General features: G+C 58.2%; 10 protein-coding genes and 2 tRNA genes. 6 read left to right on the top strand and 6 right to left on the bottom strand.

The features are described from left to right. Positions 1–147: 147 nt before the first annotated feature. Both G5315_RS20315 and G5315_RS20320 read left to right on the top strand, forming a co-directional pair. Positions 148–233 (top strand) — tRNA-Leu (locus G5315_RS20315). Positions 234–342: 109 nt separating this feature from the next. Next, positions 343–615 carry a late competence development ComFB family protein gene (locus G5315_RS20320; protein ID WP_005343036.1) on the top strand — a complete coding sequence of 91 codons (273 nt, stop codon included), beginning with the start codon at positions 343–345 and terminating at the stop codon, positions 613–615. On the opposite strand, the gene G5315_RS20325 is transcribed toward G5315_RS20320, so the two are convergent. Next, entirely contained in the window at positions 610–819 is a 210-nt protein-coding gene (locus G5315_RS20325; protein ID WP_005357820.1) for a hypothetical protein, read from the bottom strand. The two genes, G5315_RS20320 and G5315_RS20325, sit on opposite strands and share 6 nt — an antisense overlap. 301 nt (positions 820–1,120) lie before the next feature. Here G5315_RS20325 and nhaC point away from each other — a divergent pair, with 301 nt between their 5' ends. Then, a complete protein-coding gene (gene nhaC, locus G5315_RS20330) occupies positions 1,121–2,530 on the top strand; it encodes a Na+/H+ antiporter NhaC (RefSeq protein ID WP_005357819.1) in 1,410 nt (469 codons plus the stop codon). 138 nt (positions 2,531–2,668) lie between these two features. On the opposite strand, the gene erpA is transcribed toward nhaC, so the two are convergent. The 3 genes from erpA to clcA form a co-directional block, all read right to left on the bottom strand. Beyond that, on the bottom strand, positions 2,669–3,019 hold the full coding sequence (gene erpA, locus G5315_RS20335) for an iron-sulfur cluster insertion protein ErpA (protein ID WP_005340225.1): 351 nt from the start codon (positions 3,017–3,019) through the stop codon (positions 2,669–2,671). Between the two features lie 87 nt (positions 3,020–3,106). Continuing rightward, positions 3,107–3,802, bottom strand: a complete 696-nt coding sequence (locus tag G5315_RS20340; protein ID WP_005340216.1) for a DUF6776 family protein — start codon at positions 3,800–3,802, stop codon at positions 3,107–3,109. A gap of 91 nt (positions 3,803–3,893) precedes the next feature. After that, entirely contained in the window at positions 3,894–5,282 is a 1,389-nt protein-coding gene (gene clcA / locus G5315_RS20345) for a H(+)/Cl(-) exchange transporter ClcA (RefSeq protein ID WP_421333898.1), read from the bottom strand. A 244-nt stretch (positions 5,283–5,526) separates the two neighbouring features. Between clcA and hemL the strand changes: the two genes are divergently transcribed. Both hemL and G5315_RS20355 read left to right on the top strand, forming a co-directional pair. Further along, positions 5,527–6,813 (top strand): glutamate-1-semialdehyde 2,1-aminomutase, encoded by a 1,287-nt coding sequence (gene hemL / locus G5315_RS20350; protein ID WP_421333900.1) that lies wholly within the window; start codon positions 5,527–5,529, stop codon positions 6,811–6,813. A 217-nt stretch (positions 6,814–7,030) separates the two neighbouring features. Further along, positions 7,031–7,846, top strand: coding sequence for a hypothetical protein (locus tag G5315_RS20355; RefSeq protein WP_279503371.1), 816 nt, complete (start codon positions 7,031–7,033; stop codon positions 7,844–7,846). On the opposite strand, the gene G5315_RS20360 is transcribed toward G5315_RS20355, so the two are convergent. Both G5315_RS20360 and G5315_RS20365 read right to left on the bottom strand, forming a co-directional pair. After that, a complete protein-coding gene (locus G5315_RS20360) occupies positions 7,761–8,663 on the bottom strand; it encodes a sulfite exporter TauE/SafE family protein (RefSeq protein WP_139478345.1) in 903 nt (300 codons plus the stop codon). The two genes, G5315_RS20355 and G5315_RS20360, sit on opposite strands and share 86 nt — an antisense overlap. Before the next feature lie 296 nt (positions 8,664–8,959). Then, on the bottom strand, positions 8,960–9,709 hold the full coding sequence (locus G5315_RS20365) for a DsbA family protein (RefSeq protein ID WP_047438584.1): 750 nt from the start codon (positions 9,707–9,709) through the stop codon (positions 8,960–8,962). A 197-nt stretch (positions 9,710–9,906) separates the two neighbouring features. Here G5315_RS20365 and G5315_RS20370 point away from each other — a divergent pair. Then, positions 9,907–9,994 (top strand) — tRNA-Ser (locus tag G5315_RS20370). Positions 9,995–10,654: the final 660 nt, after the last annotated feature.

Here is a 10,654-nt window from a genome sequence, read left to right on the forward strand (position 1 = left end):
CGGAATTGGTAGACGCGCTAGCTTCAGGTGTTAGTGCCCCCCGGGTGTGAGGGTTCGAGTCCCTCTCTTCGCACCATGATTCTGACATGTAAACACAGAGCAATGCGCTCCAACCGCATTTAAAAACCAGCTGGAGAAAATCAGTGTGCGAAGGTGGCGGAATTGGTAGACGCGCTAGCTTCAGGTGTTAGTGTCCCACGGATGTGAGGGTTCGAGTCCCTCTCTTCGCACCATTCATTACGCAAAAGGCCCATCACGAAAGTGATGGGCCTTTTGTTTTTACTCCTTGTTATGGCTATGCTTTTGACGACTGCCCGCTCATCGTCATGCCAAGGAACGCATATGATACTGGATACCGACATTCACAACTTTTACGAACATCTGGTGCTCAAGGAGATTGAGAAACAGGGGCTGCAGCAAAAGCTCAACAGCGATCAGATGGCCGACCTCTGCTGCCTCACCCTCAACCAGCTTCCGGCCCACTATATTCGCCACAATGTCGACATGATCTACTTCCTGACCGACGCCAAGCGTACCGAAATGGAGAAACTGGTGGTCGAATCGCTCAAGGTGGCACAGCAGAAGATCAAGCAGGCTCCCGTCAAAAGCTCATAACCAGGGCTGCTGCCAGAGCAGGGTGACGATACCGGTCAACCCGGCCACTGGCAGCAAGATCAAGGCGGGCCGCAATCCGGGCTCCAGCATCACCCAGGCAGCCAGCAGAAAACCGGCACTCCAGGTGCCGTACTCTTTATCCTGACCCCATGCGAGTACGGCCACCGCCACCAGCAACATCATACCCCGCAATATCCAGCGCATTGTTTTCTCCCCAATCAACAATTGATAATAATTATCATCTTCATCTGATGGGGATGCAAGGGGCGTCACAGGCAAGCTTCGTATGTGCCCCTTTGTGTCAACAGGCCGCTCAAAAACGGGTTATGAGATCAACTAATTTGTGATTTTTTCAATCAAATGTGCATTTTTGCCAATTTGATGGGGCTTTAACCCGCCGGGTTTGTGGTAGATTGCGGCCTCTTTTTGGGTTGCCTCCTCGGGATCGATGTATCCACAGGACGAGAGGGAGTGACCTTGGCGAGCAAGAGTTTAGGAAGTATCTATGCAAAACCAACAAAACCACATCCGACTACCGGGCATGGCACAGGTGTTTGCCTGTCTGGCCATTTTCCTGGCCCTGGCATTCTCGTTCACCAGCGTGCTCGATCTGCCGATCCAGCTGGCGTTGTTCATCGCCTGGTTCGTCATTATGGGGCTTGGCATCAAACTCGGCCACGATTACAAATCCCTGGAACAGGCAGCCGTTGACGGCGTTGCCAAGGGAATGGGGGCCATCCTGATCCTGGTCTCCGTCGGTGCTCTGGTCGGCACCTGGATTGCCGGTGGCATAGTCCCCAGCATCATCTACTTCGGCCTCAAGGTGATTCACCCGTCCATCTTCCTGCTGGCAACCCTGATCATCTGCTCCCTGACCTCGCTGGCCACCGGCACCTCCTGGGGCTCTGCCGCCACCGCCGGTATCGCTATGATGGGGATCGGCCACAGCCTCGGCGTGCCTGCGCCGCTGGTAGCCGGTGCCGTGCTCTCCGGCGTCTACTTCGGTGACAAGCTCTCTCCGCTCTCCGACTCCGTGGTACTGGCTTCGACCATGTCCAACGTCGACGTGGTGGAGCATATCAAGGGGATGCTGCCTATCAGCCTGCTCTCCTATGTCATCACCGCCGTACTGTTCACCGTAGTGGGCATGCAGTATTCGGGTAATGTCAGCCTGGAGCAGGTCAATCTGGTGATGGAGGCTCTCGACAACCAGTTCAATATCACCCCGCTGGCCATAGTCCCCGTGGTACTGGTGCTGGGTCTGCTGGCCAACCGCAAACCCGCCTTCCCGGTGATCAGCTTCGGCGCCCTGCTGGGCCTGATCTGGGCCATCGCCTTCCAGGGCATGGATCCGGTCAAGGCGATGCACTCGGCTTATAGTCCGTTTGCCATCACCTCCGGCATCGACTTTATCGACAACATTCTCGGTCGCGGTGGCATGGAGTCCATGCTGGGCTCGGTCGCGGTCATCATCTTCGGTCTCGGGTTTGGCGGCCTGCTGGAGAAGGTCGGTATTCTGGAAGTGATCGCCAGCGCCTTCGAGAAGCGCATCAACAGCGTCGGCAGCCTGACCAGCCACACCATCGGTACCGCGTTTCTAGCCAACGTGTTTGGCTCGGCAATGTATGTGTCGCTGATCCTGACCCCCAAGATCATGGCCAAAAACTACGACCGACTGGGACTGGCGCGCAAGAACCTCTCTCGCAACGCCGAGTTTGGCGGCACCCTCACCTGCGGCATGGTGCCCTGGAGCGACAACGGCATCTTCATGGCCGGGGTGCTGGGGGTGGCAACCCTCGACTACCTGCCCTACATGTGGCTGAGCTTCACCTGCATCATTGTGACCATCACCCTCGCCTACATGGGCAAGGCAGTGAACCGGATCCCGCTGGTCGCGGCGGCAAGCTCCCGCTAAGCCATTCTGCAAACAACAAAGGCGCCATCGAGGCGCCTTTGTTGTTTCAGGGGGATGCTTGTTTTACCGTCATCCCAGAGCCCCCAAACAAAAACAGCCCTCGTTGCCGAGAGCCGTTTCATCAGACCGATACGCCGATCAGATGGAGAAGCTGGAGCCACAGCCACAGGTCGTGGTGGCATTGGGGTTGGTCACGGTGAAGCGTGAACCTTCCAGACCCTCGGTGTAATCCACACTGCCGCCTACCAGATATTGCAGGCTCATGGGATCGATCACCATGGTGACGCCATTCTTCTCGACTACGGTGTCTCCGTCGTTGATCTTCTCATCAAAGGTAAAGCCATACTGGAAACCGGAGCAGCCCCCACCCGTGATGTATACCCGCAGCTTCAGCTCGGGATTCTCTTCCTCGGTGATCAGGTTCTTCACCTTGTTGGCCGCCGCATCCGTCATCTGGATGGGCAGCGGGGCTTCTGCTACTGCACTCATTACTGACCTCACAACCATTAGATCCACAAACATGGAAACCGCGAAATTATCCAATACCCGACCATTCAGTTCAAGTATTCACCACGTTTAACCGGCAGCGGGAACCGGAGCAGGCGGTGCGGCGACCAGCGGCTTGATCACCTCGCCCCACTCAACCAGCAGCTCTTGCGCCGGTTGCCTGCCATCCTTGTTGATGGTGACACGGATCCGATCCGGCACAAAGCCTTCCGGCAACTGCCAATTCCCTTCCAGCAGCTGGAAATAACGCAGGGCATAACGCCACTCGCTCACCTTCATTCCGAGATCGCGACCGGTCAGTGTCTTCGGCTTGTCAGCCAGGCTCCCCTCGACCCGGATCTGCACCTGACCACGAAACAGCTCCCGCTTTTTGGCGGGCTGGGTCAGGGCGAGACGATAGTGGTAGCGACCGGGAATGCTGGTCTCCTGCAAGGTCAGGTTATCGATCACCACCCCCACCTGTTCGCCGGTGGGGCGCATGATCCGCTCGAAAAAGGCCAGCTGGCGCTTGAGCTCCTGCACCTGCGCCTCCTGACTCTTCAAGGTGGTCTGCAACTGCTCGAAGGCCGCTTTTTGGGTCGCCAGCCGGGTATCTTTCACCCCCAATTCGGTCTTGAGCTGGCCGATGGCCTTGCCCTGACGATCCAGCGTCTCCTGCTGCACCACCAACAGGCTGCTCTGGGCCAGCTCCTGGCGGTTACCGACAAAGTAACCGATGAGCCCGCCAACGGCTAACACGACCAATAACTTCAATAGATTGGACATAGCCCCTCATCCCGTTATCACGCCATTTACGGCAGCGCCTCTCCCTTCACTATACCGCCCTGACCGGGGCCAAAGACGATAAAGGGAAAAATTAACTGGCCGTGGCGCTGCCATCACCCCGCTTTTGACGCGCGGCGAGCCGTAAAGTTCGCTCCAGGATCTGGGAATAGATGGGTCGGCCACCCAGCCACTGGGCAACCAGAGTCGCCCCGACCGTGGTAATCATCATCGGCAGGATCAGCTGATAGTTGTCGGTCATCTCGGTGACCAGCACGATACCCGTGATGGGGGCGCGCACGGTGGCAGCAAAGAGAGCCCCCATTCCGGCGATGGCAAAGGCGCCGGGCTCGATGCCAAGCTCCGGAAACGCCGCATGAAACAGATGGCCGAACACCACGCCAAACAGGGTGCCCAATGCCAGGGTCGGCGCAAACACCCCGCCCGGGGCACCGGAGCAGAAGCAGATGAGGGTCGCGACCAGCCGCACCGAAAAGATGAGGAACAGGGTCGCCATCGCAAACTCATCCCCCATCAGATGTGGAATAAGCTCGGTGCCGCCCCCCGTCACCGAGGGGGCAAACAGCGACAGCACCCCAAACGTTCCGGCGACCAGCATGCCGATGGCCACGAAACGGTGGCGCTTGTTCTGATGCAGCGCCAGATAACCATCCTGACAGGCAAGCACCAGCTTGTTGAAGACAAAACCCAGCACCCCGAAGGTGGCCCCCATAAAGAGGAACAGCCAGAGCGCCTTGAGGGCTGGCGCCTCGTAGTGAGGCAAGGTGATCACCGCCCCCTGACCTTTCATGTTCTGCAGCATCAGGGTCGCCATGATGGCGGAGATCCCCACCGCCTTGATGGCCAGAAAGGAGTAGCGAAACTGCGGTCGCATCTCCTCCATCACGAACAGGATGCCCGCCAGCGGCGCATTGAAGGCTGCCGCCAGACCGCCCGCCGCACCGGCGGCCAACAGGGCATGGCCATGTTCCTTGGGCAGCCGGAAGATATCCGCCACCATCTTGCCGAGGTTGCCACCGATCTGCACCGAGGGCCCCTCCCTCCCCAGCACCATGCCGGAGCTCAGGGTGCAGATGCCACCGAAGAACTTGACCGGCAACACCCGCCACCACCGCACCGGGCGCAGATCATCCATCGCCCCCTCGATCTCGGGAATGCCGGAACCGCCCGCTTCCGGGGCAAAGGTATGAGTGAGGAAGTAGCCGACAAATCCCAGCAAGGCGCTGAAGCCAAAGCCGAGCAGACCGAGCTGCCACCAGGGACGGTCGGCCAGCAAGGCAATGCGTTGCTCTGCCAGCCAGTGGACTCCCGATTCGAACAGGCCGCACACCAGTCCGGCCAGGGTGCCGACCAGCGCCGCCAGCAACAGAACCAGCAAGGGCATCTTGTCTTGCCGGATAATGCGGGAAAGCGGCCCCCGCGAAGAGGTATCGGCTTCAGAGGAGAGAGCTTGTTGCGCCATCTTGTTACACCAACTTGGAAAAACCATATCGTCAGCTAGCTGAGATCAGGATCACCCGGCGCGTTGCTCGGCTGCCCAGGGCTGGGGCTTTCTGCTATAGTCGGCCCGTTAAATTTTTGTCACGGGAGCAGACCGAGAGTCCGGGTGGCGAGAGCGCAAAGCATACTCCTGATGCTCCGGCCTGCCGAGTCTCAATCGGCTGCAATCCCTTGTGTGACGACCAAAATCCCATTAAGGATGATCCATGTCAAAATCAGATCAGCTGTTTGAACAGGCCCGCCAGACCATTCCGGGTGGCGTCAACTCACCGGTCCGCGCCTTCAATGGGGTCGGCGGCACGCCCCGCTTCATCGATCACGCCGATGGCGCCTATCTCTATGATGTGGATGGTCAGGCCTACGTGGATTACATCGGCTCCTGGGGCCCCATGCTGCTGGGTCACAACCACCCCGCCATCAAGGCCGCAGTCATCAAGGCCGTTGAGAAGGGACTGAGCTACGGTGCGCCGACCGAGATCGAAGTGCTGATGGCCGAGAAAGTCCGCCAGATTGTCCCCTCCATGGAGCAGGTGCGGATGGTCAACTCCGGCACCGAAGCCACCATGAGTGCCATCCGTCTGGCCCGTGGCTACACCGGCCGCGACAAGATCGTCAAATTCGAGGGCTGCTACCACGGCCACGCCGACTCTCTGCTGGTCAAGGCCGGTTCCGGCGCCCTGACCCTGGGTCAGCCCAACAGCCCGGGCGTACCGGCCGACTTCGCCAAACACACTCTCACCTGTGTGTTCAACGATCTGGAGTCGGTGCGCGAAGCCTTCACTCAGTACGGCAGCGAGATCGCCTGTATCATCGTCGAGCCGGTCGCAGGCAACATGAACTGCATCCCGCCGGTCCCCGGCTTCCTGGAAGGGCTGCGCGCCATCTGTGACGAGTTCGGTGCCCTGCTGATCCTGGACGAAGTAATGACCGGCTTCCGCGTCTCCTTGCGCGGTGCTCAGGGTCACTACAACATCGACCCAGATCTTACCACTCTTGGCAAGATCATCGGCGCCGGCATGCCGGTGGGCGCCTTCGGCGGCAAGAAGAAGGTGATGCAGCACATCGCCCCGACCGGCCCTGTCTATCAGGCGGGAACTCTCTCCGGTAACCCGGTAGCCATGGCTGCCGGTCTGACCATGCTGGATCTGCTGCTGGAGCCGGGCCTCTATGAGCAGCTGAGCGCCAAGACTGCGCGGGTTGCCGAGGGACTGAAAGCGGCCGCCGCCAAGCACGGCATCCCGCTCGCCATCAACTATGTGGGCGGCATGTTCGGCTTCTTCTTCACCGAAGAGAACGAAATCACCCGCTACGAGCAGGTCACTCGCTGCGATATGGAACGCTTCAAGCACTTCTACCATCTCATGCTGGAAGAGGGCGTCTATCTGGCGCCGAGCGCCTACGAGGCGGGCTTCCTGTCATTGGCTCACGGCGACAAGGAGATCGAACATACCCTGGCTGCCGCCGAGCGCAGCTTCGCCAAGCTGGCTGGCTAAATCGCCGCTGGTTGTCGCAAAGGGCCCGTCATGGGCCCTTTTCTATTACAGAGACTCCATCACCACACAGGGCGGCAATACGCCCATTTCTGGTGCATTACCCCCTCGTCATCCACCGATTTGTCATCCTCTGGTGCAACTTGCCCTGCCATCCCTGTCATAAAGCAGGCCCACAATTTGCACATTCACCACAAGAGCCCACGTCACCGAGGTCCATATGGCAGAGATGAGCCCCATCGATGTGCTGCGGCGCTATCAGGAGTATCAGGAGGAGTTGACCCCGCTACTGCAGGGGCTGCTCAGCGCCCCCCTTGCCTCGCTCAAGGGGTATCCCTTTGTGGTCAGCATTGACCATTATCAGGGGCCGATGTGCATCCAGCCTGCGGCACCGGCGGCCCATAACCGGTTGCACCTTATCGTCCAGGGGCAAGGACGGGAGATCACCGTCTGTCTGAATCAGCTGATTGGCTGGTTGATGGGGGACAGGGAGCGCCGCCGCGCCATGCCCTGGTTCAAGGCGGTCTATGTGGTGCTCAGCATGGCGCTGTTTCTCATCGTCGCGACGCTCATCTGGCACGGGCTGGAGCAGCTTTACCAGCTATTGTGCGGCGAGCAGCAGAACCAGCTCGGCGCCTTTAGCGCCATCATCTTCCTGACGCTGGCACTGGCGGTGTTCGATCTGGGCAAGACCATTCTGGAAGAGGAGGTACTGCTGCATAAGGATATCTTCCGCCACAGCGCCATTCGCCGCACCATCACCCGCTTTATCGCCGCCATTCTGATCGCGGTCTCCATCGAGGGGCTGTTGCTGCTGTTCAAAGGCTCGCTCGGCCAGAGCGAGCTGCTCTGGCCAGCGGTCGGAGTGATGGGGTGTGCGGTGGGTTTGCTGCTGGCGCTTGGCCTCTATGTTTTTCTGGGGGCCAAGGCCGAAGCGGCACTGGTACAGGCTAGCCTGCGCTCTCCACCGCCAGTTGCACAGGGGAGCGACGCGCCGCCCGCCAGGAGGCGTACATGGTCCAGGAGGTATAGATGACGATAAAGGCAACCAGCCACTTCAGCATCTCCATATCCATGGATTTGACCAGCATGGCTGCCAGCACCACACCGATGGGGCCGAAGATGGCCACCGCCAGCACGGCTTTGGCATCAAACGCCCCTTTGCGGATAAAGGTGCCTGCGGAGAAGACGCTGAGCACGGCGGTGGAGCCCATCATGATGGGAAACGCCGCCAGCGGATTCATCCCCAGCAGATAAACCAGCGTCATGCAGGGAGCAAACAGGCCGATACCGACATTCATCAGCACTCCGAAGATGAAGTTGCCGAGCAGGGCGATCGCCAACTTGTAGCCGCTGAGCCCCATCGCATCGCCGCCTACAGGGAAAAGACCCAGCAGACCGGCAAAGATAAGCCCTGCGACGACCAGCAAGGAGATGGCCATCACCAACCGGATGGTCTGCCGATCAAACGAGGCCACATGGCGAGCCCCCCAGGCAGCGCCCGCTGCGGCGGCCATCATCATGCTGATCAGCGTCAGCGGCTCCACTGCGACTGCACCGACGAAGATCAGCGACTGAGTCACGGTCGGCAGCACGCACTGTCCATTGAGGGTACCCGGCAGCACCCGGTCATCGATCAGCTTGAACTGCTTGTAGCAGGCGGTCTTTACCGCAAAGCTGCCCACCCCCAGGGTATCGAGGAAGTTGGCAACCCCACCGATCAACGCCACCGGCCAGAAGGGGGTCGTCTCAAAGGATCCACTCTGCTTCTTCCGCCAGCAGGCTTGCACCAGCATAAAGATGAATACGAGGCCTCCGGCTATAAAAACCAGCCGTAAAATATCAACTAACATAGGGGTTTCTCCTGCAACGGGCGGCGATTCTAAGGCAAGCAGCAGAAAAAATCTTGACCGGAATTAAGCAATGCTCACGACACGCCTCTGCAAGGTGAAATATTTATCAATAGACTCCGAACGACTCTGCTAATACTTGTTACTGAGGCCAACAGGCCGGGTCCTGAGCACGTTGTTATGGTCCTTTCGCGACGACCACTTGTGCCAAAGGACATAATGAAAAAGAGGGCCGGTAGTGATACCGACCCTCTTTCTGTATCTGGCCGGGGCGCTGGGCCCTCGACCATGACAACCGCTTATTGAATGCTCTTGCCGGCACGCACGTCCTTTATAAACCCCTTCAGGCTGGCCAGATCACGGGGAGCACCGCGCAGGATCTGATCACCGATGATGAAGGCCGGGGTACCGGAGATACCGAGCGCTTCAGCCAGCGCACGGTTGGTACCGAGGTTCTGGTCAATGCTGCCATCCTTGATCTTGGCCTCCACCTTGCTCCAGTTCACACCAGCCGCCACAGCCAACTGCTTGACCTGTGCTTCATCAGCGAGCGGGCCCTGATGGGTATAGAGCTTCTCGTGGAACGCCTGGTACTTGTCAGGCTGACCCAGCTGGACCGCCAGCGCAGCACGGGCGGCGAAGTAGGAGGACTCGCTCAGAATGGGGAACTGCTTGTAGATGTAACGGATATCTTTATCTTCCGCCATCAGCTGCTTGACCAGCGGATGGGCCCGTTTGCAGTAACCGCAGTTGTAATCAAAAAACTCCACAATTGTCAGCGACGCCTTCGGATTCCCCATCTCGGGATCCTGATTGGCATAAAGCTGCTTGGAGTGAGCCTTGATCAGCGCCTTGTCACTCTCGGCCTGCTGGCTCTCCTGCTTGGCACGCAGGGCATTGGACATCTCGACCAGGATCTCGGGATTCTTGACCAGATAGTCGCGAACGATTTGCTCGACATCGCTTTTGGTCAGCTCGCTTGCATGTACCGGCGTCGCCAGCAGGGTCACGCCAGCCAGCGCGCAAAACAGGGCATTTTTAATAGTCATAACGTTATCTTGCAGAGGATATGATAGAGGCCACTATAGTGGTTGAGTCTGTTTTCAAGTCAAGTTATCTGGCCAAAAAAGCGCTTGATGCACCCTGATTGCCACTTTTCCATGTCGTTTCGTGCAATTAACCAGCAATCGAACCGGACGGGGATTTACAAGCCGGATCAGCATGGTAATATTCGCCGCACTGCTGCGGAGGGGTGGCAGAGCGGCTGAATGCACCGGTCTTGAAAACCGGCGATGGGCGACCATCCGTGGGTTCAAATCCCACCTCCTCCGCCATTCATTCCGAGCCCATGCAACCATGTTGCGTGGGCTTTTTATTTGCCTGCGATTTGCCATTCCCCATAGCACTCAGCAAATCAGCCTCCTTCAACACCCTCCTTAATCTTCACTCCTGCAGGCTCAATAACTACCAGAAAATCCCCCATCAACCTCGAACCTCTGCGTTCCTGCGCGAATCCCTTCCCAATGCCTTATTACCCCAAACAACAACGACCAACGCAGCGACCACCGCACCAACATGTTGGTACCGCCAATAACCCCTCTTCTGAATAAAGTCAGGGCCAGTTAACACAGTCATAGAAAAGCATGGACGATGGGGTTGCGGCTTAAAAAGAGGGAGCAACTAACTCAGGAAGCAGAGATCCCAAGCAAGAGATCGTAGCGTACAGGCGATCATAGGATTCGTGGGTCATGACTACGCCAGAGCCGCCATACAGAGCGACAGCGGTTCAGTGAAGAAAGAGTACCAAGCGGAACATCAGGCTATTTGTGGAACCAGAAAGCAGCGCAGAGTAACAATAAGAACAGAGGAAAGGAGATAGGGCCGGTCAAAAATCAGGCTACCTTCTGAGTTTCAGGTAATAAAAAACCCCGCTCGATGAGCGGGGTTTCTTGTATTGGGTGCCTGGCAGTGTCCTACTCTCGCATGGCGAATGC

Origin of the sequence: Aeromonas sp. 603607, from assembly GCF_049171595.1 — a bacterium.
Classification (GTDB): domain Bacteria; phylum Pseudomonadota; class Gammaproteobacteria; order Enterobacterales; family Aeromonadaceae; genus Aeromonas; species Aeromonas veronii.

Bases quoted from the DNA above. Each gene is read 5' to 3' on its own strand.
- G5315_RS20320 (WP_005343036.1), top strand. From the start codon at position 343: ATGATACTGGATACCGACATTCACAACTTTTACGAACATCTGGTGCTC.
- G5315_RS20325 (WP_005357820.1), bottom strand. From the start codon at position 819: ATGCGCTGGATATTGCGGGGTATGATGTTGCTGGTGGCGGTGGCCGTA.
- nhaC (WP_005357819.1), top strand. From the start codon at position 1,121: ATGCAAAACCAACAAAACCACATCCGACTACCGGGCATGGCACAGGTG.
- erpA (WP_005340225.1), bottom strand. From the start codon at position 3,019: ATGAGTGCAGTAGCAGAAGCCCCGCTGCCCATCCAGATGACGGATGCG.
- G5315_RS20340 (WP_005340216.1), bottom strand. From the start codon at position 3,802: ATGTCCAATCTATTGAAGTTATTGGTCGTGTTAGCCGTTGGCGGGCTC.
- clcA (WP_421333898.1), bottom strand. From the start codon at position 5,282: ATGGCGCAACAAGCTCTCTCCTCTGAAGCCGATACCTCTTCGCGGGGG.
- hemL (WP_421333900.1), top strand. From the start codon at position 5,527: ATGTCAAAATCAGATCAGCTGTTTGAACAGGCCCGCCAGACCATTCCG.
- G5315_RS20355 (WP_279503371.1), top strand. From the start codon at position 7,031: ATGGCAGAGATGAGCCCCATCGATGTGCTGCGGCGCTATCAGGAGTAT.
- G5315_RS20360 (WP_139478345.1), bottom strand. From the start codon at position 8,663: ATGTTAGTTGATATTTTACGGCTGGTTTTTATAGCCGGAGGCCTCGTA.
- G5315_RS20365 (WP_047438584.1), bottom strand. From the start codon at position 9,709: ATGACTATTAAAAATGCCCTGTTTTGCGCGCTGGCTGGCGTGACCCTG.